This is a genomic window from Streptomyces sp. VNUA24, assembly GCF_029167005.1.
GTDB lineage: Bacteria > Actinomycetota > Actinomycetes > Streptomycetales > Streptomycetaceae > Streptomyces > Streptomyces scabiei.
The window spans coordinates 4,961,620-4,985,498 of sequence record NZ_CP119143.1 but is presented as its reverse complement, the minus strand read 5'-3'; the positions used below and the strand labels follow the sequence as shown (position 1 = coordinate 4,985,498).

Annotated in this window: 19 protein-coding genes; 8 read left to right on the top strand and 11 right to left on the bottom strand. The window is 72.1% G+C overall.

What is annotated here, in order from left to right:
• Positions 1-122 precede the first annotated feature (122 nt).
• Together PYR72_RS21150 and PYR72_RS21145 are read left to right on the top strand one after the other, a co-directional pair.
• Positions 123-2,648, top strand: a complete 2,526-nt coding sequence (locus PYR72_RS21150; protein WP_059083960.1) for an ATP-dependent Clp protease ATP-binding subunit — start codon at positions 123-125, stop codon at positions 2,646-2,648.
• A gap of 499 nt (positions 2,649-3,147) precedes the next feature.
• A complete protein-coding gene (locus tag PYR72_RS21145) occupies positions 3,148-3,750 on the top strand; it encodes a M23 family metallopeptidase (protein ID WP_275456762.1) in 603 nt (200 codons plus the stop codon).
• Between the two features lie 29 nt (positions 3,751-3,779).
• On the opposite strand, the gene PYR72_RS21140 is transcribed toward PYR72_RS21145, so the two are convergent.
• Positions 3,780-4,439, bottom strand: coding sequence for a TetR/AcrR family transcriptional regulator (locus PYR72_RS21140; protein ID WP_275456761.1), 660 nt, complete (start codon positions 4,437-4,439; stop codon positions 3,780-3,782).
• A gap of 168 nt (positions 4,440-4,607) precedes the next feature.
• Here PYR72_RS21140 and PYR72_RS21135 point away from each other — a divergent pair, with 168 nt between their 5' ends.
• Complete coding sequence (locus tag PYR72_RS21135; protein WP_275456760.1) at positions 4,608-6,209, top strand: MDR family MFS transporter; 1,602 nt, start codon at positions 4,608-4,610, stop codon at positions 6,207-6,209.
• Between the two features lie 306 nt (positions 6,210-6,515).
• Here PYR72_RS21135 and cseC read toward each other — a convergent pair whose 3' ends face one another.
• The 6 genes from cseC to PYR72_RS21105 all read right to left on the bottom strand — a co-directional run bounded on the left by cseC (position 6,516) and on the right by PYR72_RS21105 (position 12,616).
• Positions 6,516-7,922, bottom strand: a complete 1,407-nt coding sequence (gene cseC / locus PYR72_RS21130; protein WP_275456759.1) for a two-component system sensor histidine kinase CseC — start codon at positions 7,920-7,922, stop codon at positions 6,516-6,518.
• Between the two features lie 15 nt (positions 7,923-7,937).
• Positions 7,938-8,645, bottom strand: coding sequence for a two-component system response regulator CseB (gene cseB / locus PYR72_RS21125; RefSeq protein ID WP_275456758.1), 708 nt, complete (start codon positions 8,643-8,645; stop codon positions 7,938-7,940).
• Between the two features lie 110 nt (positions 8,646-8,755).
• Positions 8,756-9,445: a hypothetical protein gene (locus PYR72_RS21120; RefSeq protein ID WP_275456757.1), complete on the bottom strand. Its 690-nt coding sequence runs from the start codon at positions 9,443-9,445 to the stop codon at positions 8,756-8,758.
• The gene (locus tag PYR72_RS21115; protein ID WP_013001644.1) at positions 9,433-9,984 is read right to left on the bottom strand and encodes a SigE family RNA polymerase sigma factor; all 552 of its coding nucleotides are present in this window, start codon (positions 9,982-9,984) and stop codon (positions 9,433-9,435) included. Before PYR72_RS21115 ends, PYR72_RS21120 begins: the two co-directional genes overlap by 13 nt.
• A 351-nt stretch (positions 9,985-10,335) precedes the next feature.
• Complete coding sequence (locus tag PYR72_RS21110; protein ID WP_275456756.1) at positions 10,336-11,277, bottom strand: A/G-specific adenine glycosylase; 942 nt, start codon at positions 11,275-11,277, stop codon at positions 10,336-10,338.
• A 280-nt stretch (positions 11,278-11,557) separates the two neighbouring features.
• The gene (locus tag PYR72_RS21105; protein ID WP_275456755.1) at positions 11,558-12,616 is read right to left on the bottom strand and encodes an LLM class flavin-dependent oxidoreductase; all 1,059 of its coding nucleotides are present in this window, start codon (positions 12,614-12,616) and stop codon (positions 11,558-11,560) included.
• Between the two features lie 287 nt (positions 12,617-12,903).
• Between PYR72_RS21105 and PYR72_RS21100 the strand changes: the two genes are divergently transcribed.
• Positions 12,904-13,734, top strand: coding sequence for a hypothetical protein (locus PYR72_RS21100; RefSeq protein ID WP_275456754.1), 831 nt, complete (start codon positions 12,904-12,906; stop codon positions 13,732-13,734).
• Positions 13,735-13,852: 118 nt separating this feature from the next.
• Here PYR72_RS21100 and disA read toward each other — a convergent pair whose 3' ends face one another.
• The 3 genes from disA to PYR72_RS21085 form a co-directional block, all read right to left on the bottom strand.
• Positions 13,853-14,977 carry a DNA integrity scanning diadenylate cyclase DisA gene (gene disA / locus PYR72_RS21095; RefSeq protein WP_059083951.1) on the bottom strand — a complete coding sequence of 375 codons (1,125 nt, stop codon included), beginning with the start codon at positions 14,975-14,977 and terminating at the stop codon, positions 13,853-13,855.
• An 81-nt stretch (positions 14,978-15,058) separates the two neighbouring features.
• A complete protein-coding gene (gene radA, locus PYR72_RS21090; RefSeq protein ID WP_275456753.1) occupies positions 15,059-16,468 on the bottom strand; it encodes a DNA repair protein RadA in 1,410 nt (469 codons plus the stop codon).
• A gap of 87 nt (positions 16,469-16,555) precedes the next feature.
• A complete protein-coding gene (locus PYR72_RS21085; RefSeq protein ID WP_275456752.1) occupies positions 16,556-17,956 on the bottom strand; it encodes an alpha/beta hydrolase in 1,401 nt (466 codons plus the stop codon).
• A gap of 215 nt (positions 17,957-18,171) precedes the next feature.
• Between PYR72_RS21085 and PYR72_RS21080 the strand changes: the two genes are divergently transcribed.
• A complete protein-coding gene (locus PYR72_RS21080; RefSeq protein ID WP_275456751.1) occupies positions 18,172-19,890 on the top strand; it encodes a hypothetical protein in 1,719 nt (572 codons plus the stop codon).
• Between the two features lie 337 nt (positions 19,891-20,227).
• On the opposite strand, the gene PYR72_RS21075 is transcribed toward PYR72_RS21080, so the two are convergent.
• On the bottom strand, positions 20,228-21,118 hold the full coding sequence (locus PYR72_RS21075; RefSeq protein ID WP_275456750.1) for a hypothetical protein: 891 nt from the start codon (positions 21,116-21,118) through the stop codon (positions 20,228-20,230).
• A gap of 71 nt (positions 21,119-21,189) precedes the next feature.
• Between PYR72_RS21075 and PYR72_RS21070 the strand changes: the two genes are divergently transcribed.
• The 3 genes from PYR72_RS21070 (at position 21,190) to PYR72_RS21060 (ending at position 23,748) form a co-directional block, all read left to right on the top strand.
• Positions 21,190-22,122: a Ppx/GppA phosphatase family protein gene (locus PYR72_RS21070; RefSeq protein ID WP_275456749.1), complete on the top strand. Its 933-nt coding sequence runs from the start codon at positions 21,190-21,192 to the stop codon at positions 22,120-22,122.
• 190 nt (positions 22,123-22,312) lie between these two features.
• On the top strand, positions 22,313-23,134 hold the full coding sequence (locus PYR72_RS21065; protein ID WP_275456748.1) for a sugar phosphate isomerase/epimerase: 822 nt from the start codon (positions 22,313-22,315) through the stop codon (positions 23,132-23,134).
• Entirely contained in the window at positions 23,131-23,748 is a 618-nt protein-coding gene (locus tag PYR72_RS21060) for a TetR family transcriptional regulator (RefSeq protein WP_275456747.1), read from the top strand. The genes PYR72_RS21065 and PYR72_RS21060 overlap by 4 nt, the downstream gene beginning before the upstream one ends.
• Positions 23,749-23,879: the final 131 nt, after the last annotated feature.

Genomic DNA, 23,879 nt, shown 5'->3' with positions numbered 1-23,879 from the left:
GGAGGTGAACCGGACGGTGTCGGCAGTTGGAATGAGCGGTCCCCGCTTGCGGGACTAAGCTGCGGAAGGACAGAGAGGGGAGCGTCCCCTCACTGCCTGACCGCTCTGAGGAGCGATTAACGATGTTCGAGAGGTTCACCGACCGCGCGCGGCGGGTTGTCGTCCTGGCTCAGGAAGAAGCCCGGATGCTCAACCACAACTACATCGGCACCGAGCACATCCTCCTGGGCCTGATCCACGAGGGTGAGGGTGTCGCCGCTAAGGCCCTGGAGAGCCTCGGGATTTCGCTCGAGGCGGTCCGCCAGCAGGTGGAGGAGATCATCGGGCAGGGGCAGCAGGCTCCGTCCGGCCACATCCCCTTCACCCCCCGTGCCAAGAAGGTCCTGGAGCTGTCGCTCCGCGAGGCCCTTCAGCTGGGCCACAACTACATCGGCACGGAGCACATCCTGCTCGGCCTGATCCGTGAGGGCGAGGGCGTCGCCGCCCAGGTCCTGGTCAAGCTGGGCGCAGATCTCAACCGGGTGCGGCAGCAGGTCATCCAGCTGCTCTCCGGTTACCAGGGCAAGGAGACCGCCACCGCCGGCGGCCCCGCCGAGGGCACCCCCTCGACGTCCCTGGTCCTCGACCAGTTCGGCCGGAACCTCACCCAGGCCGCTCGTGAGTCCAAGCTCGACCCGGTCATCGGGCGCGAGAAGGAGATCGAGCGGGTCATGCAGGTGCTGTCCCGCCGCACCAAGAACAACCCGGTGCTGATCGGTGAGCCCGGCGTCGGCAAGACTGCCGTCGTCGAGGGCCTCGCCCAGGCCATCGTCAAGGGCGAGGTGCCCGAGACCCTCAAGGACAAGCACCTCTACACCCTCGACCTCGGCGCGCTGGTCGCCGGCTCCCGCTACCGCGGTGACTTCGAGGAGCGCCTGAAGAAGGTCCTCAAGGAGATCCGCACCCGCGGCGACATCATCCTGTTCATCGACGAGCTGCACACGCTGGTCGGTGCGGGTGCCGCCGAGGGCGCCATCGACGCCGCCTCCATCCTGAAGCCGATGCTGGCCCGCGGTGAGCTGCAGACCATCGGCGCCACCACGCTGGACGAGTACCGCAAGCACCTGGAGAAGGACGCGGCCCTGGAGCGCCGCTTCCAGCCCATCCAGGTCGCCGAGCCCTCGCTCCCGCACACCATCGAGATCCTCAAGGGTCTGCGCGACCGGTACGAGGCGCACCACCGCGTCTCCATCACGGACGAGGCCCTGGTGCAGGCGGCGACGCTCGCCGACCGGTACATCTCGGACCGCTTCCTCCCCGACAAGGCGATCGACCTGATCGACGAGGCCGGATCGAGGATGCGCATCCGCCGGATGACCGCGCCGCCGGACCTCCGCGAGTTCGACGAGAAGATCGCCGGTGTCCGCCGGGACAAGGAGTCCGCGATCGACTCGCAGGACTTCGAGAAGGCCGCCTCCCTGCGCGACAAGGAGAAGCAGCTCCTGGCCGCCAAGGCCAAGCGGGAGAAGGAGTGGAAGGCCGGCGACATGGACGTCGTCGCCGAGGTCGACGGCGAGCTGATCGCCGAGGTCCTCGCGACCGCCACCGGCATCCCGGTCTTCAAGCTGACCGAGGAGGAGTCCTCGCGTCTGCTGCGCATGGAGGACGAGCTCCACAAGCGGGTCATCGGCCAGGTCGACGCCGTCAAGGCGCTGTCGAAGGCGATCCGTCGTACGCGTGCGGGCCTCAAGGACCCGAAGCGTCCCGGTGGTTCGTTCATCTTCGCCGGCCCGTCCGGTGTCGGTAAGACCGAGCTGTCCAAGGCGCTCGCCGAGTTCCTCTTCGGTGACGAGGACGCGCTGATCTCCCTCGACATGTCGGAGTTCAGCGAGAAGCACACGGTCTCCCGTCTCTTCGGTTCGCCCCCCGGCTACGTGGGCTACGAAGAGGGCGGCCAGCTGACCGAGAAGGTGCGCCGCAAGCCGTTCTCCGTCGTCCTCTTCGACGAGGTCGAGAAGGCCCACCCGGACATCTTCAACTCGCTGCTGCAGATCCTGGAGGACGGTCGTCTGACCGACTCCCAGGGCCGGGTCGTGGACTTCAAGAACACGGTCATCATCATGACGACCAACCTCGGCACCCGGGACATCTCCAAGGGCTTCAACCTGGGCTTCGCGGCCTCGGGCGACAAGAAGACCAACTACGAGCGCATGAAGAACAAGGTCTCGGACGAGCTGAAGCAGCACTTCCGGCCCGAGTTCCTCAACCGTGTCGACGACGTCGTCGTCTTCCCGCAGCTCACGCAGGAGGACATCCTGCGGATCGTCGACCTGATGATCGGCAAGGTCGACGAGCGCCTGAAGGACCGGGACATGGGCATCGAGCTCTCCCAGTCCGCCAAGGAGCTGCTGTCCAAGAAGGGCTACGACCCGGTGCTGGGTGCGCGTCCGCTGCGTCGCACCATCCAGCGCGAGGTCGAGGACACCCTCTCCGAGAAGATCCTCTTCGGCGAGCTGCGCCCCGGCCACATCGTGGTCGTGGACACCGAGGGCGAGGGCGACGCGGCCACCTTCACCTTCCGGGGTGAGGAGAAGTCGGCGCTGCCGGACGTCCCGCCGATCGAGCAGGCGGCCGGCGGTGCGGGCCCGAACCTGAGCAAGGACGCGTAACCGCTGCGCTCGGCCTGAGCGAGCGACAAGGGGCTGCCCCGGGACTTCGGTCCCGGGGCAGCCCCTTTGTCCTTTGCCGTGCCGAGGGCTCCCGGCTGTCGTGCCGGGGTGTCGGCGGGGAAATGAGTGACGCGGACCTCGTAGCCGCCGTCACATGCGGGCGTGCTTTCCGGCCGTTATCGGTGACGAGCCGCACAGGTCTTTTGTCCGGTACTAGGCGGAATAGTGGCGAGAGGGTGGCGGGCAAAACGGACATTCGGGTCTCGGGGTGGGGGATTCGGTTCGTGCTGTGCAGGTGAGGGGCTGTTTGGGAGGTGATGTCAATGTGAGGTGTGATTGCGGGATATCTACGACTTTCTGTCGTAGGTCACATGTTTGAGGCGTTTCGGGGCGTCGGGGTACCAAGGGGTGTCCCGTTCGGCGGACGCAGAAGTGCGCCGGGTGGGACGCGTGTCCGTCGAGGCACGTTCCCCTGTCTCCGTCCCCCGTGAGGTACTCCATGTCGCAGCGTGTTCGCACTCCCCGTTCCGGTATGTCCCAGCTCCGTGTCCGCGCCGCCGTGATGGCCGTGGGTGTGGGTGTCTCGGGTGTGCTGGGAGCCGGGGTCGCGGCCGCCGCCGGTGGTGCCCAGGCCACGAGCGCCGGCACCGCCACCGTCCAGGCCGCCGCCGCCAAGAAGGCGGCCTCCTGGGTGAGCCCCGTCAAGGGCTACAAGCTGAGCGCGCGCTTCGCGCAGGCCGGCACCATGTGGTCCGCGAAGCACAGCGGTCAGGACTTCGCCGTCAAGAGCGGCACGGCCGTCGCCGCCGCGCACGGCGGCACCGTCGTGAAGGCCGGCGGCAACGGCGCCGGTGACGGTCCCGCGTACGGCAACGCCGTCGTCATCAAGCACGGCAACGGCACGTTCTCGCAGTACGCCCACCTGTCCAAGGTCGGCGTGAAGGTCGGGCAGGTCGTCAAGACCGGGCAGCGCATAGCCTTCTCCGGCAACACCGGTAACTCCAGCGGGCCGCACCTGCACTTCGAGATCCGTACGACTCCGAACTACGGCTCCGCCATCGACCCGGTCGCCTTCCTGCGGACCAAGGGCGTCAAGGTCTGAGTCGCTCGCGCCCTCGGATGTGACGGGCTTCAGGCGTCCCCGGTGCCCCGGTGCGCCTGGGTCACCAGGTCGATCGCGACCTCCAGGACGGCCTTGCGCTTCTCCTCGGGGTCGCCCTCGACGTCCCGGAGGACGAACATGCCGGCGTGCATGGTGAACAGGGCGCTCGTGCAGCGGACCTGGTCGGTCAGGGCGGCGTCGGGCTCCTTGATGGAGTCGATCAGCCGGAGCATGCGGTCCTTGAACGTCTCGCCGACGCTCAGCTCGCGCACCGTCGCCTGGTTCTCCTGCATGAAGCGGAACAGGGGGGCGACGTCGACGAGGGCCACGCTGTAGCGGCGCAGGATCTCGCGCTTGGTGTCGAGGGTGCGCGGCTGGGTGCCGGCCCAGTCGATCAGCTCGTCGATCGGCCGCTGCAGATCCTGGAAGAGGCTGATGAGGATGTCTTCCTTGGTCTTGAAGTGGTAGTACAGCGCCGCCTTCGTCACGTCGAGGCGTTCGGCGATCTCCCGCAGTGAGGTCTTCTCGTAGCCCTGCTCGGCGAAGAGTTCGAGGGCGACGTCCTGGATGCGCTGCCGGGTGTCGCCTCGGCGCTGCCGTTTCGCCGCCGGCGCGGGCGCTCCGTGGGTCACGTCCGTCGCGCTCGCCACGTCCGTCGCGCCCGTCGCGTCCGCTGTCGGGTCGCTCATCGTCGTACTCCTCGCCGTCACGGAAGGTCCTGCACCGGTCAAGCCTCGACCAAGCCGGTCGAACTTACTTGACGCCCGGCTAGTTAGGGGCCTAGCTTCCCTTAGTGTAGACAACTAGCCGGTCGGCAAGTAAGTACTCGGTGGCTCCGGGGGGAGTGGAGGACCGCGATGGATGCGGAGACGAAGAACGACGTGAGCGGTGGACCCGGCAAGGACGGACCGCAGCCGCGCAGTGTGCGGGTGGTCCTGCTCGCGCTGATGATCGCCATGCTGCTGGCGATGCTCGACAACATGATCATCGGTACCGCGATGCCGACGATCGTGGGCGAGCTGGGGGGCCTGGAACACCTCTCCTGGGTCGTGACCGCCTACACGCTGGCGACCGCCGCCTCCACCCCGATCTGGGGCAAGCTCGGCGACCTCTACGGCCGCAAGCTCATCTTCATGACCTCGATCGTGATCTTCCTGATCGGTTCGGCGCTGAGCGGTATGGCCCAGGACATGGGCCAGCTGATCGCGTTCCGCGCGGTGCAGGGACTGGGCGCCGGCGGGCTGATGGTCGGCGTCATGGCGATCATCGGCGACCTGATACCCCCGCGTGAGCGCGGCAAGTACCAGGGGATGATGGCCGGTGTCATGGCCCTGGCCATGATCGCCGGACCGCTGGTGGGCGGGTCCATCACCGACCACTGGGGCTGGCGCTGGTCCTTCTACATCAACCTGCCGCTCGGGGTCGTGGCACTGGTCGCCATCAGCGCCGTACTGCACCTGCCGAAGCCGTCGCGGGACGGGCGGTCGGCGCGGGACATCGACTACCTGGGCGCGGCCCTGCTGACCGTCGGCATCACGGCGATCGTGCTGGTCACGACGTGGGGCGGAACCGAGTACGCCTGGGGGTCGGCCGTCGTCATGGAGCTGATCGCGCTGGGTGTGGCCTCGCTGGTCGGCTTCCTGTTCGTGCAGAAGCGGGTGGCCGAGCCGGTGATCCCGCTGCACATCTTCCGCAGCCGGAACTTCACGCTGATGTCCCTGATCGGTTTCTTCACCGGCTTCGTGATGTTCGGCGCGGTGCTGTTCCTGCCGCTGTTCCAGCAGTCCGTGCAGGGCGCGTCCGCGACCAACTCCGGGCTGCTGCTGCTGCCGATGCTGGGCGCGATGCTCGCGGTGTCGATGGTGGCCGGACGGGTGACCACGGGAAGCGGCCGCTACAAGGTGTTCCCGGTCGTCGGCAGCGTCCTGATGATGGTGGGCCTGTTCCTGCTGGCCCAGATGGACACCGGTACGAGCCGGCTGACGTCCGGGGTGTTCATGGCCGTGCTGGGCGCCGGTATGGGCTGTCTGATGCAGATCACCATGCTGGTCGCGCAGAACAGTGTGGAGATGAAGGACATGGGCGTCGCCTCCTCCACCACCACGCTGGCCCGGACGCTCGGGTCCTCGTTCGGCGTCGCGATCATGGGGGCGCTGTTCAACAGCCGGGTGCAGGACGTGATGGCCGAGCGGGCCGGGGCGCTGGGGTCCCAGGTGACCGAGCAGTCGGCCCAGCTGGACGCGGCGAGCCTGGCGAAGCTGCCGGCGGCGGCGCGGGAGGCGTACCAGTACGCGGTGGCCTCGGGGACGCACTCGGCGTTCCTGCTGGGGGCGGTCGTGTCCGTGGTGGCGCTGGTCGCCGCGGTGTTCGTGAAGGAGGTGCCGCTGCGGGGGGCCGGGGGGTCGTCCGCGGTGGGCTCCGCCGGTGGGGCCGCGGCGAAGGAGGCGGCGGGGGTCTGATGGGCCGCCCCCCCCGGGGCCGGCGCGGGAGAGCTCGGGGGGTTCGGTGCGGTGGCGGGTGCGGGTGGGTGGGGGCTTCTCGCGCAGTTCCCCGCGCCCCTAAAAGCCCAGGCCCCGCGGGGCCTGAAAGCCCAGGCCCCGCGGGCCTGAAAGCCAACGGCCCCTGCGGGCCTGAAAAGCTTGGGGCGCAGCCCCTGCTTTTCAGGGGCGCGGGGAACTGCGCGAGAAGCCCCACCGAGCCCGCACCCGCCACCACACCGGAACCCCCGAGCTCTCCCGCGCACCCCGGAGGGAGACGGCCCCGGTTCAGCCCGCCCCGTCCAGGGAAGCCGGCAGCATCGGGTAGCTGCCCGTGTTCGTGGGGGCGTGTTCCGGGAGCCACAGCACCGCGACCGCGCCCTCGGCCGGGACGCCCTCCGGGGAACCCGGCGGGCGGACGTTGCGGAAGGTGAGCCGGGCACCGAGAACACGGGCCTGCCCGGCGGCGATGGTGAGCCCGAGGCCGTGCCCCTGCCCCGCACGGTCGGAGGCGCCGGTCCGGAAACGGCGCGGGCCGTCCGCGAGCAGGTCCTCGGGGAAGCCGGGCCCGTGGTCGCGGACCCGGATGACCCGGCCCTCGACGGACACCTCGATCGGCGGCCTGCCGTGCTTCGCCGCGTTCGCCAGCAGGTTCAGCAGGACGCGTTCGAGGCGGCGGGGGTCCGTCGTCACCTCCGACTCGTGCACGATCCGCACCCGCACGTCCGCGTCCTTCGCCGCCACCCGCCGGGCCACGAACTCGCCCAGCATGATGTCCTGCAGCTCGGCCCGCTCGGAGGCCCCGTCGAGGCGGGCCACCTCCAGCACGTCCTCGACGAGGGTGCGCATCGCCTGCGCCCGGTCGCGGACCAGCTCGGAGGGGCGGCCCGGCGGCAGCAGCTCCGCGGCCGTGAGCAGACCGGTCACCGGCGTGCGCAGCTCGTGCGCGATATCCGCCGTCACCCGCCGCTCCGCCTCGATGCGCTGGCGCAGGGTGTCGGCCATGGCGTCCACGGCCCTCGCCAGCTCGGCCGTCTCGTCGCGTACGAGACCGCCGATCGCGTCCCGCACCCGTACGTCCGACTCGCCCTTGGCCACCTGGTGCGCTGCGGCGGCCGCCTTGCGCAGCCGGCGGGACATCTGACCGCCGATGAGCACCCCGAGGGCCGAGCCGCCGAAGACGACCGCGATCGAACCGATGAGCAGCGCCTGGTCGAGGTCGCGCAGCACCGCGGAGCTGTGATCGGTGAAGTCGGTGTGCAGGGACAGGACCCGCTTGTCCTTCAGCGGAACGGCCGCCCAGATGTCGGGCACGCCGTTGCGGCCCTCGGACACATAGGTGGCGCGGCGGCCCTCCGCGACCTTGGCCAGCAGGTCCTTGGGGATGTCCGGGTCGTCGAGCTTCACGCCGAAGGCGCCGGACTTGAGCGGGCGGCCGGACTCGTACATCCGCTGGGCGACCTGGATGCGCTCGTCGGCGAGGTCGCGCGAGTTGTCGAGCATCGACACCCGCGCCGCGTTGTGCACGACCAGGCTCAGCGCGATCGCCACCAGCGCCCCCACCAGCGCGATCGCCGCGCTCAGCTGCCACCGCAGTCCGGTGCGGATGCCCGAGGCGAGCCCCGTACCGGCCCGGCGGCCGGCGGCGCCCGCGGGCTCCGGCTCCGGCCCTCCTCGTATCCCCCTCGTGTTCATCGCGCCCCGCCCCGCTCAGGCCTTGAGCTTGTAGCCGAAGCCGCGGACCGTCTCGATACGGTCCTGGCCGATCTTCGCGCGGAGCCGCTGGACGTGGACGTCGACGACCCGGGTGTCGCCGCCCCAGCCGTAGTCCCACACGCGTTCGAGCAGCTTGTCGCGGGAGAGGACCGTGCCGGGGGCCGACGAGAACTCCAGCAGGAGCCGCATCTCGGTCGGCGTCAGCGCCACCGGCACTCCGGACTTCAGGACCTCCATGCCCTCGGTGTCGATGACCAGTTCGCCGAAGGTGAGCACCCCGCCGGTGCTCGCGGCCCCGGCCTCCTCGGCCTTGGCGTCACCGCCGCTCGCGTGCCCGAAGCGGCGCAGCACCGCACGGATCCGGGCGACCAGGACGGCACCGTCGAACGGCTTGGTCACGTAGTCGTCGGCGCCCGCCTCCAGACCCAGCACCACGTCGATGGAGTCGGCGCGCGCCGAGAGCATGATCACGGGCACGGTCGACTCGTCACGGATGCGGCGGCACAGGGAGACCCCGTCCAGGCCCGGCACCATGACGTCCAGCAGCGCGATGTCGGGCCGGTCCGCGCGGAACGCCTCCAGCCCCGACAGCCCGTCGGGCATGGCCGTGACCGCGAAGCCGTCGCGTTCCAGTGCGAGCTGGGTGGCCTCGCGGATCACGTCGTCGTCCTCGACGAACAGGACATGGGTCTGCTCTGCCATCCGGTGATCTCGCTCGCTCTCGGTCGGGGTGGAACAGAACCGGTCGGGTCGGTCGGGTCGGTCGGGTCGGTCGGGTCGTGCGTGCGCGGCACCGGTCCCCGGCGCCTCGCTCAGCCCGTCTCGGGGGTCGCCGTCTCCGCGCCGCCCACCGCGCTGCTGTACTCGGTACGCGTGCTGGAGCGCTGGACGAAGCCGTCCTTGATCCAGCGGTAGGTCGTGACCTCCTCGCTGGACGGGTAGGACGACGGGTCGCCATTCTCGTACAGCTGCCGGGTGACCATGAGGTCTCCCCGGTCGATCTCCGCGTAGACGGGCGGCTGTTCGGAGAGGAACACGCTCCGGTACGTCCCCTTCTCCGAGCGGTACACGTACGACGCGACCCCGACGGCGTCCGCGCAGGTCATCACATTGACCACGAGGTCGTCGCCGGAGCCGCCGGTCAGGTTCCCGTAGGTCACGTCCACCGGGTACTCGTCGGCCACGCACGGCTTCAGATCGCTCTTGACGGTCCGGCTGACCTCCGGGTCGGCGCGGACCATGCGGACGACGTCGTCGACACTCGGGTGGTCGCCGTCGCTGTCGCTGTCGCTGTCGACCGACGGGGACAGCGACGGCGAGGCCGCGCCCGCCGCGAGGGAGTCGTTGTCCGCCGGTCCCTCGTCCCGGGCACCGGTGCCGCCCGTGCCGCAGGCGGAGACGAAAAGGCCGAGGGCGGCGAGCACGGTCACCGCCGTGATCACCGCCTTCGACGCCTGCCGGACCCCTGGTCCGGGGCCGGCCGCTGTACTCAGGCCGCGCAACGCTCCTGCTCCTCGCTCGCTTCGAACGCGCGGGCGGCACGCTCGTCGATGTCCCGCGACTCCAGCTCCTCGCGGAGCCGGGCCAGCGCACGGTGGAGCGTGCTCTTGACGGTGCCGGCCGACATGCCGAGCGCGGCGGCCGTCTCCTCCGTGGACATCTGCTCCCAGTGTCGCAGCACCACGACACTGCGCTGCTTGGGCGCCAGCACCTTCAGGATGTCCATGAGCAGGGCGCGGTCCGCGTGCTGCTCGGTGGAGTCCTCGATGCGCGCGTCCGGCAGCTGCTCGGTCGGAACCTCCTCCAGCTTCCGGGCCCGCCACCACTCCGTCCGCGTGTTGATCATGACCCGGCGCAGATAGGCGTCCGCCAGCCGCTTGTCCGCGATGCCCTCCCAGCGGCCGTACGTCCGCGCCAGCGCGGTCTGCAGCAGGTCCTGGGCGTCGACCGGGTCCGGCACGAGCCGACGGGCGCTGCGCAGCAGCGCGTCCTGCCGGGTGCGGACGTACTCCTCGAATTCGAGCACCTCGCCGTGCGCCATGATCAACCGCCTCCGTTCCCCGTTTCCGGCTCCGCGCTGGCGCGCGGCGCCGGGTGTCCGCCGCTTCGTCTCGCTGGTGCGATCCGCTCGTGCCGCCCGGCCCGCCGGTACGTTTCGCGGGTTCCTGCGGTACGCCAATGAAGCTACGGAGGGGTTGTCACGAGGACGTCCGAACCAGCCTGCGGTGAACGCTCGGCTGTCCGTCGGTTGTGTAACAGAAGGAGGAACGGGGTAAAGCGCTCCACGCTTTGGGGCGGTGATGTGCCGTTTCGCCCCGTGCGGCGCGCGAGCGGTCCGTGTCGCGGTCGGGCCCCGGCCGTGCGTGGCCCGTGACGTACGGCGGGCCGGCCGTCAGGTCAGGGGCAGCCGGTAGAGCCCGTCCGGCAGGGGCTCCACCAGACCGTCGGAGACCAGCCCGTCGAGCGCGCGGGCGCGCTGCACCGGCTCGTCCCACACCCGGTCGAGGACCGCCTGCGGTACGGGCGCGATCGCGTCCCGCAGGACGGCGAGGAGCTTGCCGCGGACCTGCCGGTCGGTACCGGCGTACGTCTGACCGCGCCGCGCCGGCCCCTCGTGCGCGGGCTTCCCGGCCAGCCGCCACGCGCACTGCCCGGCGATGGGGCAGCGCCCGCACGTCTCGTTCTTCGCCGTGCAGACCAGCGCGCCCAGTTCCATCGACGCGGCCGCCCAGCGGGACGCCGTACCGTCGTCCTCGGGCAGCAGCGCGCGGGCCAGCTTCCGTTCGGCGGCCGTGGTCGCGTTCGGCGGGTACTGCGTGCCGCTGACCGCGCGGGCGAAGACCCGCCGCACGTTCGTGTCGAGCACGGCGTGCCGCTGGCCGTAGGCGAAGGACGCCACCGCCGCGGCCGTGTACTCGCCGATCCCCGGCAGCGCGAGCAACTGCGCGTGGTCGCGCGGTACGTCCCCGCCGTGCCGTTCCGTTATGGCCACCGCGGCGCCGTGCAACCGCAGGGCGCGGCGCGGGTATCCGAGCCGGCCCCAGGCACGGACCGCCTCGCCCGGCGGTTCCTTCGCGAGGTCCGCGGGGCGCGGCCAGCGCGCCAACCACTGTTCGTAGACGGGCAGTACGCGGTTGACCGGCGTCTGCTGGAGCATGAACTCGCTGACCATCACCCCCCAGGGGCCGGCCTCCGGGCGCCGCCAGGGCAGGTCACGGGCGTGCGTCTCGAACCAGGCGATCACCGGGGTGTGGAGTGTGGTGGGTGCGGCCGAGGGGGCCGGGGTGGGGGTTGCGGTGGCTGGGCTGCTCTGGGGCTTCGTGGGTGCAGTCATGGCACGGTCGATCCTGCCATGCGGGTTCCGGTGGCGGTGGCTTCTGGTGGGGGGTGTCTGGGGTTCGTCGGCGGGTGCGGGTGCGTGGGGGCTGGCCGCGCAGTTCCCCGCGCCCCTGAAAGCCCAGGCCCTGCGGGCCTGAAAGCCATCGGCCCTGCGGGCCTGAACAGCGCGGGGCGCAGCCCCTGCTTTTCAGGGGCGCGGGGAACTGCGCGAGAAGCCCCACCGGGCCCGCGGACGAACCGTGATCCCCGTCCGGCCGGGCCAGGGGGCGCCCGGTTCACCCGGCGGGACGCCACCCCAGCTCCGGCCCCAGCTTCGTCGCGATGTCCGTCAGGATCTGGACGTAGTCCTCGTGCTCGAAGGTGAACGGCAGCGCGAACGCGACCTCGTCGACCTCCCGGAAGGCGACATGGGCCCGCAACCGCTCGGCGATCTCCGCCGACGTGCCCACCAGGTCCGGCGCGAACAGCAACCGTGCCTCCCCCTGCGGCGCGGCGGTCCGGGGCAGCCGCGTCGCCGCGTACGCCTCGTACCTGGCCCGCTGCTCCGGCGTCGCCGAGTCGGTGGGGATGACGACGAGCCCCTGCGACACCCGGGCCGCCTCCCCGTCCGGGTGGTGCGCCCGGAACTCCCGGATGTGGGAGAGCTGGACGGCGGCGAAGTCCACCGCCCCGGTCGTCTCCCCCTCGGCCTTCACCACGCTGCTGGTCAGGAAGTTCATCCGGTTCTCACCGGCCCACCGCGCCGACCGGAGGCTGCCGCCGCCGTACCACATACGGCCGCCCAGCCCGGGGGACTGCGGCTGCACCCGGTCGGAGAAGACCTCGAACCCCTCGGTGCCGCTGAACTCGCCGGCCTTCTCGCCCCGAACGAACCCCAGGAGCCGCCGGACCCGTTCGAAGCCGAAGTCCTCCGCGTCGGCGGTGTCCGGGTAGAGCGCCTCCTTGACGCTGTCGTAGTGCATCGGGGGGCCGACGCTGATCCCCGGGTTGAGCCGGCCGCCGGAGAGCAGGTCGACCGTGGCCAGGTCCTCGGCGAGCCGCAGCGGGTTCTCCCAGCCCAACGGGATGACGGCGGTGCCCAGTTCGATACGGCTCGTGCGCTGCGAGGCCGCCGCCAGGACGGCGACGGGGGAGGAGATGCCGTACTGAAGATGACGGTGGCGCAGCCACGCGCTGTCGAAGCCGAGCCGCTCACCCAACTCGATGATCTCCAGCGTCGACTCGTGGCCCCGGCGCGGATCGGCCTCGTCGAACAGCCCGATGGTCAGAAACCCGAGCTTCCGCAACGGCCTCGACACCGACGCGGTGACGCCGTCCTCCACGGATCCGTCCATCGTCTTCTCCCAGCACTTCGACGCACTTGGCGGTGATGGGGAGATTGTGTCAGCCGGGGATTGCGGGACCATGAACGGACATGTGGGGCGCGGAAGTTCACACTGCGGGCGAGGCACCGAACCGGTCACGGAGGGTGTCCGTACGGGTCTTGTGATCACGTAAAGCGATCATGTGGCGTTCCGTCGGGGCGGTGAGGGGAACGACCGGGATGATGATCCGGAAAAGTTGAGGTTTCGGGCGGCGGGTGGGGCCGGTGAAGGGCTCGATCTCTCGTACAGTTTGCGCCGTGGGATCTCTGCGCAATCCGATCGGGCCGCTTCCCTCCACCATCTACTGGCGACGGAGGGCCGTTCTGCTGACCGTCGTCGGTCTGCTGGCGATCCTGGTCGTCTGGATCGTCACCGGCGGCGGGGGCGGCGGGAACAACGCGGGGGAGCCCGACGGCAAGAACCCCGTCACCTCGATCACCCCCGGCCCGTCGGATTCCGGTCCCGCGATCAGTGAAGCGCCGGGCGGGCGGGACGAGTCGGGCGACGAGTCGAGCGCGGGCGGCGACGGTTCGGGCTCCGGTTCGGGGTCCGGCTCGGGTTCGGGTTCCGGTTCCGGCTCCGGGGGGTCCGACGACGGGTCCGGTGCCACGGGCGGGGGCACGTCGGACGACGGCGGCAAGAACGGGAGCAGTTCCGGGGAGCAGGTCGAGGCGGGGTCGAGCCTGCCCAACTGCACCGCCGGAGCGGTGAAGTTGACCGTGCGCAGTGTGCGCAACGCCTACGCGCCCGGCGTGAACCCCACGTTCGAGCTGATCGCGCGCAATTCCTCCGGCGGCGACTGCAAGCTCGATCTCGGGCCGGACAACACGGTGGTGACGATCACCGCGGCCGACGGGGACGACGCGTTCTGGGCGTCCGACGACTGCCACGAGACCGCGGGCAGCCTGTTGTTCCGGGTGCCGGCCGGGGACCGGGTCACCTACACCGTGGAGTGGAACCGCGACCCCAGCGCGCCCGACTGCGCGACGCCGTCGGCGCGTTCGGCAACCGCGGGCACGTACCTGGTGGAGGCGAAGGCGCCGGGACTGGCCACGGCCCGGGCGTCGTTCGTACTGGAGAAGGACTGAAGGACTGAAGGACTGACGCCCTGACCGACGGGGCCGGGCGGCCGGCCCCGGGGCGAACCGTCGGCCGTACCGCCCCGCCGCCGCCACCGCTGCGGCTGTCCAGGCCGCCTGGACGTCCCTAGACGTACCGCTCCAGGATCGAGGACTCCGCCAGGCGTGACAGGCCCTCGCGGACGCTGCGGGCACGGGCCTCGCCCACTCCGTCGACCGTCTGGAGGTCGTCGACGCTGGCGGCCAGGAGCTTCTGGAGACCGCCGAAGTGCTCCACGAGGCGGTCGATGATGGCCCCGGGCAGACGGGGCACCTTGGCCAGGAGGCGGTAGCCGCGCGGGGAGACCGCGGAGTCCATGCCTTCCGGGGAGCCGGTGTAGCCGAGGGCGCGGGCCACGGTGGGCAGTTCGAGGAGCTCGGCGTGGGTGAGGGCGTCGAGTTCGCGCAGGGCCTCGTCGACCGTGCGGGAGCGCTTGGCCGTCGGCTCGGGGACGTAGTCCCGGACGACCAGTTCACGCTCCGGCTCGACGCCCGCGATCAGCTCGTCGAGCTGGAGGGCCAGGAGACGGCCGTCCGTGCCCAGTTCGACCACGTACTCGGCGATCTCGGTGGCGATGCGGCGGACCATCTCCAGACGCTGGGCGACCGCCGACACGTCCCGGACCGTGACCAGGTCCTCGATCTCCAGCGCGGAGAGGGTGCCCGCCACCTCGTCCAGCCGGAGCTTGTACCGCTCCAGGGTCGCCAGGGCCTGGTTCGCGCGGGACAGGATCGCCGCCGAGTCCTCCAGGACCCGCCGGTGGCCGTCGACGTACAGCGCGATCAGGCGCATCGACTGGGAGACCGAGACGACCGGGAAGCCGACCTGCTTGCTCACCCGGTCGGCCGTGCGGTGCCGGGTGCCGGTCTCCTCGGTGGGGATCGTCGGGTCGGGGACCAGCTGCACGCCCGCCCGGAGGATCTTGGAGAGGTCCGAGGAGAGCACGATGCCGCCGTCGAGTTTGCACAGCTCCCGCAGACGGGTGGCCGTGAACTCGACGTCCAGGACGAAACCGCCGGTGCACATCGGCTCGACGGTCTTGTCGAAGCCGAGCACGATGAGCCCGCCGGTGTTGCCGCGGAGAATCCGCTCCAGCCCGTCGCGCAGGGCCGTACCTGGTGCCACGGCGCTCAGCGAGGCGCGCATCAGGCCATCGGCACCGGAGCTCCCGCCGGACTTTCCGGGAGCTGCTGCCCGGTCGTTGGCTGCCACTGCACTCCTCCGGTCGCGGGTTGGGGGCGCTCCCGTTGCGCACGCGTGGTTTCGTACGGACGGGCGAGACCTGGGCAAAGTCTACCGGCGGTCCTCCTCGTCCCGTGGGGCCTCTCGCCGACGGGATCGCGGCAGTACCCGCAGCGCGTCTCCCATGTCGGCCACTTCCAGCACCTTCATACCGGGAGGAACCTTGCCCGGATCGGACGGAACGAGCGCGTGCGTGAACCCCAGACGGTGGGCTTCGGACAGCCGGCGCTGGACGCCCGTGACCCGTCTGACCTCGCCCGCGAGGCCCACCTCACCGATCGCCACGAGGTTCTTGGGCAGGGGGGTGTCGGTCGCCGCCGAGGCCAGGGCCAGGGCGATCGCGAGGTCCGCGGCGGGTTCCGAGAGCTTCACGCCGCCGACCGTCGCCGAGTAGATGTCCCGCTTGCCGAGGGCGCTGATCCGGCCGCGCTGCTCCAGGACCGCGAGCATCATCGAGACCCGGGAGGTCTCCAGGCCGGAGGTCGTACGGCGGGGGGAGGGCAGCTGCGAGTCGACTGTGAGCGACTGCACTTCCGCCACCAGCGGGCGGCGGCCCTCCAGGGTGACGGTCAGGCAGGTGCCGGGGACGGGCTCGTCGCGGCGGGTGAGGAAGAGACCGCTGGGGTCGGTGAGGCCGGTGATGCCCTCGTCGTGCAGTTCGAAGCAGCCGACCTCGTCCGTGGCGCCGTAGCGGTTCTTGACACCGCGGACCAGGCGCAGGCGCGCGTGCCGGTCGCCCTCGAAGTGCAGGACCACGTCGACGAGGTGTTCCAGGAGGCGAGGTCCGGCGATGGCCCCGTCCTTGGTGACATGGCCCACCAGGAGCGTCGACATGCCGCGCTCCTTGGACGCGCGGATCAGGGCGCCGGCGACCTCGCGGACCTGGGCCATGCCGCCGGGGGCGCCGTCGATCTCGGGCGAGGCGACGGTCTGGACCGAGTCGAGGATCAGCAGGGACGGCTTCACCGCGTCCAAGTGGCCCAGCACGGCGGAGAGGTCGGTCTCGGCGGCGAGGTAGAGGTGGTCGTGCAGGGCGCCGATCCGGTCGGCCCGCAGACGGACCTGGCTCGCGGACTCCTCGCCCGTGACGTAGAGGGTCGGGTTCTCGGCGTCGGCGGCCTTGGCGGCGACGTCGAGCAGCAGGGTGGATTTGCCGACGCCCGGCTCGCCCGCGAGGAGGACCACGGCGCCGGGGACCAGGCCGCCGCCGAGGACCCGGTCCAGCTCCGGGACCCCGGTGGTGCGGGCGGTGGCCTGGCGGCCGTCGACCTGTCCGATGGGGACGGCGGAGGTGGTGACCCGGCCGGGGGCGGTCGTACGGACGGCCGGCGTGCCGTACTCGTCGACCGTGCCCCACGCCTGGCACTCGGGGCAGCGGCCGAGCCACTTGGCCGTCTGCCAGCCGCACTCCGTGCAGCGGTAGGACGGCCGGTCCTTCGCGGTTTTCGTACGGGCAGCCATGCACGAACCGTAACGGAGGGCACTGACATCGATGCCCGTACTCCGGTTCCGGTGCCGTGACCCGGGCAGGGCCCTACCGACGGGGCCCTAGCGGCGGGGGCCGATCGTCAGGGCGGCCGGGCGGTACGGGACGTACGCGGCGCCGTCGAGACCGAGGGCGAGTGCGGCGGTCTGGAGGGCGCCCGGGGTCGCGGAGGCGCCCCAGCGGCCCGCGTCCAGGCGGGACTCCAGGGCGTGCAGGGCGGCGACGGTCTCGGCGGTGGTGAAGGCGCAGTGGCCCTGGCGTTCGACGTAGGCCTGGCGCAGCAGCGCGGCGTCCCCGGAGGCGCGCACGCGGGCGGCGAAGCGGGATTCCTGTTCGACGGGGACCAGGTCGTCGGCGACGGTGTGGACGTCCAGGAGCGGGACCGCGAGGCCCTGGCCGGCGGAGGAGGTGCGTTCGCCAGCCGCGACGGCGGACGGGTCGGCGGTGATACCGGCGTGGGAGGTCAGGTTCCGCAGGTCGGCGCGCAGGTCGAGGCCGGCCTTCCGGTACAGGGCCCTGACCAGGGGCGCGTGCTGGGAGGCGGCGAGCACGCGCGCGTAGTCGACGCCCTTGTTCCCGGAGTTGTTGCCGCCGAGGGCCTTCTCCAGGTGGTAGCGGGCGGGTTCGACGCGGTTGAGGACGCCCTGCGCGAGCCACGCGTACTGCTGGGCCTGCTGCTCCTCCCGGTCGCCGGCGGCCGGACGCTGCCTGCCGGGCGCCCAGGCGGGTAGGTTGAGGTACGCGGCGGCGAGGGCGACGCGGGCGCGGCCCTCGGGGGTGCGCTGCGCGGCGACGACGGCGTCGGTGAGCTGCCGGCCGGTCGTGGCGCCCTCGGCCTCGGAGGCGAAGTCCACCAGCTTCACCGGGGTGTCCGGGAGCAGCAGCCGGGCGATCGTGTACTCGGCGTCGAGCTGGTAGGTGTGCAGGTCGTTGGCGCCGGCCACCAGCCCGCAGAGGCCGAGGGCGCCGTCGATCCCGCCGGCGCCGGAGCGGGCGAGCCGGGCGTTGACCAGGCCGCCCATGGACTGCCCGACGGAGAGCGTGCGGGCGGGTTCCCCGATCCTCTCGGTGACGGCCGCGACGGTGGCGACCTGGTCGCGCTCGGCGCTCTCCAGGGCCCAGAGGGTCTCGCTCACGTCGTAGGAGGAGCCGGTGAGCGCGTAGCCCTCGTCGAGCAGCCGCAGGCGTACCGCCTCGCTCGGCGCGTTCTGGGGCACGGTGACGCCGAAGCCGTGGCTGAACACGATCAAGGTGCCGTTCCAGTCCTCCGGCACGTCCGCGATCCAGGCGGCGCCGTCCGGGAGGGTGCCGGTGAGGCGTTCGGCGGCGGGCGCGGCGGCCCGGGGGGCGGCCGTGGAGACGGAGGTGCCGGTCAGCGCGAGGACGACGGCGGCCGCCAGGGCGGTGACCGCGCGGGCGGCGGGTGCGTGGGGGAGGCGGGTGCGGCGGGTGCGTGCGGTCATGAGAGTGGGGCTCCTGACTCGGCGTACCTGAAAGTAACTTGGACCCCTGGGAACTTAGGCGTGCTGATTTCTGCGGTCAACAAAGTGCACAACGTTGGCGAGATGTCGCCGGAACCCGGGGTTCCTGTCCCCTTATGAGGGATCGTTTCACCCGTACGGAGTAAAAGTGCCGAAGGGGCGAGAAGGGGCCGCTTCCGGGCGCCTACCGTCCATGAATGATGAGCATCAGTCCGGAAACCTCGACCCGCACCACCGGCGCGCACCGCATGTACGGCGAGGCGCGTGATCGGGCGGCCGCGCGGGCGGTGGCGCAGCGCACGCCGGCGCCCTACGAGCCGTACCTGGACGGCCTGTTCACCTACTGCATGTCCGTGCTGTGCGACCACGACGCCGCGACCGCCGCCCTGGCCGACGTCCTCGCGCTCGCCGGGCGCCGCCGGGGCCCGGACGACGCCGACGGCCGCCGGGCCCGGCTGTACGCGCTGGCCCGATGGGCCTGCCTGCGCGGCCTCACCGAGGTCCGCCAGAAACGGCCCGGCACCCACGCCACGGGACGTCCGCCCGCACACGGAGGCGCGACCGCGCATCCGCGCGCCCCCCAGGCCGCCGCCGGGTCCGCCGCCCTCTCCGAGGACGAGGAGCGGTGGCGCCGGCGTGAACTGGCCCGGCTCGCCTGGCCGGAGGCCGCCGGCACCACGCCCGAGCAGCGCGAGGCACTGGAGTTGGCCGTCCGGCACCAGCTCACCGCGCCCGAGGTCGCCGACGTGCTGGGGATGGAACCGGCCGCCGCGCGGGAGTTGCTCGCCTCCGCCGCCTGCGAGGTGGAGCGCACCAGGGCCGCCCTGGCCGTCGTGGAGAGCGGTGCCTGCCCCGGCGTCTCCCGCATCGCCGGCGACCAGCCCTTCGTGCTGAGCGCCGCCCTGCGCCGCGAACTCGTCCGGCACGTCGACGACTGTCCCGTCTGCCGTCGCGCCGCCGAGCGCGCCGTCCCCGGCCACTGGCCCGGCACCAGCGTCACACCCGCCGCGCTGCCCGTCCTCGAAGCACCGCGCGCGGCCCTCGCCCCCGCGACGGCGCACCTCACGCGCGCGCGTCGCGGCGCCCCGCGCTTCGACCGGCGCGGCTTCCCCATGGACCCGAGGGACCGCGCCGCCCGCCGGGACCGGCTGCGCGCGCGTGCCGTCACGACGACCGTCGTGGCCACCGTCGTCGCCGCGCCCGTCTTCGCCCTCTGGGCCGCCTACCGGGGCGCCCCCCTCATCGGCGAGGGCGCCGACGGCCGCTCCGTCAGCGCGGGCGAGGAGCAGGGCGACGGCGACGGCACCCTCGGCGAGGGCGGCGGCGACACCTACGAGAACGCCGGCAACGCCCGCAGCAGGCCCGGCCACCGCGCCGGCAAGGGAGCCGCGGACGACGTGTCCGTGGAGGTCACCCAGGGGAAGGGGCGGGGCGCGCTCTCCGTCACCGCCGCGAACGACGGCGACACCACCCTCGTCACCCTCAAGGCCACCGGCGACTCACCCGTGCGCTGGTCCGCCCGCACCGGCGCCGACTGGCTCTACCTCAGCCGCTCCTCGGGCACCCTGGAACCCGGCGCGTCCACGACGATCAAGGTGTACGTCGACCAGCTCAGCGAGCCCGCCGGGTACTGGACGGCGGAGGTCTCGCTCGCCCCGTCGGGAGCCGTGGTGACGATCGAGGGCTACGGCCCGCTGCCGACGCCCCCCGTCGACACCCGGCCCACCCCGCCGGACCCCGACCCGGGCCCGCCGAAGCCCACGGCTCCGCCCCCGGCACCCGACCCGGACCCCACGCCCACCGGCCCGACCCAGCCAGGCCCGACCCCGGCACCCACCGACCAGACCCCCACGGACCCCCCGGGCCCGACCCCACCCCCGAACGACGGCGGAGGCGACCCCCCACCGGCCCCGTAGGGACGACGGGGAGACGGCTCGCGGGGCCGGCGGCAGGACTTGCGGGGCCGGCGGCAGGACTTGCGGGGCCGGCGGCAGGACTTGCGGGGCGGGCGCGGCGCGCGGTCGCCCCGACGCGGGCGCGACCGGCACAGGGGATGCCGGTGAGCCCGGCGCAGCGGACGCCGGCGACGGTGCGACCGACCCGGCCGATCCGCACCGCGGTACGCCGCACCGCGGTACGGCGAGGCCGGCGTACGACGGCCCGTGCGAGCCGTCGTGACGGATCCGCGGTCGCCGGCCGCGCGGCCCGCGTGCACGCTGCAGCGCGGGTTCTGTCCCGCCCGGCCCGCTCCGGCTACGGTCCAGCGGGGCCCGGAGGGTCCGCCGGGTGGGGTGCCACCAGGGGCAGGTGGGACGCCAGCCGCTGCTCGCACAGCTCGACCAGGCGGTCGTAGCCCGCCTTGCCCATCAGCTCGACCAGCTCGGGCCGGTAGGACACGTACACCGGCTCGCCCGCGCCGTGCGCCGAGGTCGCCGACGTGCACCACCAGTGCAGGTCGTGACCGCCCGGACCCCAGCCCCGGCGGTCGTACTCGCCGATCGACACCTGCAGCACCCGCGTGTCGTCGGGCCGGTCGATCCAGTCGTACGTACGCCGGATCGGCAGCTGCCAGCAGACGTCCGGCTTGGTCTCCAGCGGCTCACGGCCCTCCCGGAGGGCCAGGATGTGCAGCGAGCAGCCCGCGCCCCCGGCGAAACCCGGGCGGTTCTGGAAGATGCACGACCCCTTGTAGGGACGGGTCTGGCGGTCGCCGTCCTCGTCCTTGGAGACCCAGCCGGTCTCCGTGCCCACGTCGTGGAACTGCCAGATCTCCGGAGTGAGCCTCGCCACATGTCCGGCGACGCGTTTCTCGTCGTCCTCGTCCGAGAAGTGGGCGCCCAGGCTGCAGCACCCGTCGGCGGCACGGCCGGCCTGGATGCCCTGGCAGCCGCTGCCGAAGACACAGTTCCAGCGCGAGGTCAGCCAGGTCAGATCGCAGCGGAAGACCTGCTCGTCGTCCGCCGGATCAGGGAACTCCACCCACGCGCGCGCGAAATCGAGCCCCTTCTCGTCCGGCACCGCGGGCTCCGCCGGGCCCTTCGCCGACTTCGCCGGTCCGGTCGCCGCCCTCGCCCGCGAAGAGCCACTGGTCACGGCCGCCTGCGCTGCCGACTTGTCGGCCTTTGCCTTTTTCGTCTTTGGCACCCGTCCAGGGTACGGCGCCGGAGACCGCATCGAGGACCTCGCACGGCCCGGCTGGCAGTAGCGTTCCGCCCATGAGACTCGGTGTCCTCGACGTGGGATCGAACACGGTGCATCTGCTGGTGGTGGACGCACACCCGGGCGCACGCCCCCTGCCCGCGCACTCGTACAAGGTGGAGCTACGCCTTGCCCAACTGCTCGACGAGGCCGGGGCCATCGGTCCCGAAGGGGTCGAGAAACTCATCGCCGTCATCCACGAGGCGCTCCAGGCCGCCGAGGACAAGGGCGTGGAGGAACTGCTCCCGTTCGCGACCTCCGCCGTGCGCGAGGCCAGCAACGCCGACGAGGTCCTCGCCCGGGTCCAGGACGAGACCGGCGTCGAACTGCAGGTCCTCACCGGCTCCGAGGAGGCCCGGCTGACCTTCCTCGCGGTCCGCCGCTGGTTCGGCTGGTCGGCCGGCAAGCTCCTCGTCCTCGACATCGGCGGCGGCTCCCTGGAGATCGCGTACGGCATAGACGAGGAGCCGGACGCCGCCGCCTCGCTGCCGCTCGGCGCGGGCCGCCTCACCGCCGGCTGGCTGCCCGGCGACCCGGCCACCCCGGACGACGTCCGCGCCCTGCGCCGCCACGTCCGGGCCCAGATAGCCCGTACGGTCGGGGAGTTCAGCCGGTTCGGCGCGCCCGACCACGTGGTCGCCACCTCCAAGACCTTCAAGCAGCTCGCCCGCATCGGCGGCGCGGCCCGCTCCGCGGAGGGCCTCTACGTCCAGCGCGACCTCAAGCGCGGCTCCCTGGAGTCCTGGGTCCCCAAGCTCGCCGGCATGACCACGGCCCAGCGCGCCGCGCTCCCCGGCGTCTCCGAGGGCCGCGCCAACCAGCTCCTCGCGGGCGCGCTGGTGGCCGAGGCCGCGATGGACCTCTTCGAGGTGGAGACGCTGGAGATCTGCCCCTGGGCACTGCGGGAGGGCGTGATCCTGCGACGCCTGGACCACATGGGGACGGCGTAGGGGACGGGGGGTGCGGGGCCGGTGTCGGCGCTGAAAAGCGGTGGGCGCAGCCCCTGCTTCTCAGGGGCGCGGGGAACTGCGTGACCAGCCCCCACGCACCCGCACCCGCCGGCGCACCTCCACCCCCGCGGCGCCCGGGCGCACCGCCCCCCGCCCCACCTCACCCGCCCCACCCCGTAGGCTGTCCCGCGTGGCAGAACCCGTACGGATCCCGGATGCGAAGGTCGCCCTGTCCACGGCCTCCGTATACCCGGAGTCGACGGCCACGGCCTTCGAGATCGCCGCGCGCCTGGGCTACGACGGCGTGGAGGTCATGGTCTGGACCGACCCGGTCAGCCAGGACCTGGAGGCCCTGCGCCGCCTCTCCGACTACCACCAGATCCCCATCCTCGCCGTCCACGCCCCGTGTCTGCTGATCACCCAGCGGGTGTGGTCCACCGACCCGTGGGTCAAGCTCCAGCGCGCCCAGGCCGCCGCCGAGAAGCTCGGCGCGAGCACGGTCGTCGTCCATCCCCCCTTCCGCTGGCAGCGCCAGTACGCGCGCGACTTCGTCACCGGAATCTGGCGGATGGCGGGCGAGACGGACGTCCGGTTCGCCGTCGAGAACATGTACCCCTGGCGCTACCGCGACCGCGAGATGCTCGCGTACGCCCCCGACTGGGACGTGACGAAGGACGACTACCGGCACTTCACGATCGACCTCAGCCACTCCGCGACCTCCCGCACCGACGCCCTGGAGATGGTCGACCGCATGGGCGACCGCCTCGGCCATGTGCACATGGCCGACGGCAGGGGATCGGCCAAGGACGAACACCTCGTCCCGGGCCGCGGCAGCCAGCCCTGCGCCGAACTGCTGGAACGTCTCGCCCAGCGCGGTTTCGACGGCCACGTCGTGATCGAGGTCAACACCCGCCGCGCGATGTCCGCCGCCGAGCGCGAGGCCGACCTGGCGGAGGCCCTCGCCTTCACCCGGCTGCACCTCGCCTCCGCCGTGCGGGTCCCGCGACCGTGACCTCGGCCACCCCCCGCCGCCGGGGCCGGCCCTCCCGCACGGAGTCGGCCGACACGCCCGCGGCGCGCGACCGTATCCTCGCCGCCGCCCGGGAGGAGTTCTCCGAACGCGGCTACGACAAGACGTCCGTACGCGGCATCGCCAAGGCCGCGGGCGTGGACTCGGCGCTCGTGCACCACTACTTCGGCACGAAGGAGCAGGTGTTCGAGGCGTCCATCGAGGTGGCCTTCGGGCCCCTGCTGAACGCACCCGGCTCGATCGCCGAGGGCCCCCTCGACGGGGTCGGCGAGCGGCTGGCCCGCTTCTTCTTCGGGGTCTGGGAGAACCCGGCGACCCGCGCCGCGCTGCTCGCGATCGTCCGCTCCGCCGTGAACAACGAGGTCGCGGCCACCGTCTTCCGCCGTCTGGTCTCGGCCCAGCTGCTGCGCCGCGTCGCTGCCCGGATCGACGGCCCGGACGCGGAACTGCGGGCCGAACTGGCCGCCGCCCAGCTGGTGGGCATCGCGATGCTGCGGTACGTGATCAAGGTCGAGCCGTTGGCCTCGGCGGACCCGGAGCAGATCATCAGGAGGGTGGCGCCGGTGGTCCAGGCCCACCTGACCGCGCCCCTCTAGGGGCGCGGGCGGTATCCCCGTGCGGCCCCGCCGCGTGGGCGCGGGAAGCCACCGGCGGGCAGCCGGAAACCGAGACAGTCATCCCGCATTCCGGACAACCTGTCCAACCCTTGGCGCAACGGGCGTACGCT

Excerpts from the sequence above, each read along its gene's own strand:
- PYR72_RS21085 (WP_275456752.1), bottom strand. The coding sequence starts at position 17,956 with ATGACCGCACGCACCCGCCGCACCCGCCTCCCCCACGCACCCGCCGCC.
- PYR72_RS21070 (WP_275456749.1), top strand. The coding sequence starts at position 21,190 with ATGAGACTCGGTGTCCTCGACGTGGGATCGAACACGGTGCATCTGCTG.
- cseC (WP_275456759.1), bottom strand. The coding sequence starts at position 7,922 with ATGAACACGAGGGGGATACGAGGAGGGCCGGAGCCGGAGCCCGCGGGC.
- PYR72_RS21110 (WP_275456756.1), bottom strand. The coding sequence starts at position 11,277 with ATGACTGCACCCACGAAGCCCCAGAGCAGCCCAGCCACCGCAACCCCC.
- PYR72_RS21150 (WP_059083960.1), top strand. The coding sequence starts at position 123 with ATGTTCGAGAGGTTCACCGACCGCGCGCGGCGGGTTGTCGTCCTGGCT.
- PYR72_RS21115 (WP_013001644.1), bottom strand. The coding sequence starts at position 9,984 with ATGGCGCACGGCGAGGTGCTCGAATTCGAGGAGTACGTCCGCACCCGG.
- PYR72_RS21105 (WP_275456755.1), bottom strand. The coding sequence starts at position 12,616 with ATGGACGGATCCGTGGAGGACGGCGTCACCGCGTCGGTGTCGAGGCCG.
- PYR72_RS21080 (WP_275456751.1), top strand. The coding sequence starts at position 18,172 with ATGATGAGCATCAGTCCGGAAACCTCGACCCGCACCACCGGCGCGCAC.
- cseB (WP_275456758.1), bottom strand. The coding sequence starts at position 8,645 with ATGGCAGAGCAGACCCATGTCCTGTTCGTCGAGGACGACGACGTGATC.
- PYR72_RS21135 (WP_275456760.1), top strand. The coding sequence starts at position 4,608 with ATGGATGCGGAGACGAAGAACGACGTGAGCGGTGGACCCGGCAAGGAC.
- radA (WP_275456753.1), bottom strand. The coding sequence starts at position 16,468 with ATGGCTGCCCGTACGAAAACCGCGAAGGACCGGCCGTCCTACCGCTGC.
- PYR72_RS21145 (WP_275456762.1), top strand. The coding sequence starts at position 3,148 with ATGTCGCAGCGTGTTCGCACTCCCCGTTCCGGTATGTCCCAGCTCCGT.
- PYR72_RS21140 (WP_275456761.1), bottom strand. The coding sequence starts at position 4,439 with ATGAGCGACCCGACAGCGGACGCGACGGGCGCGACGGACGTGGCGAGC.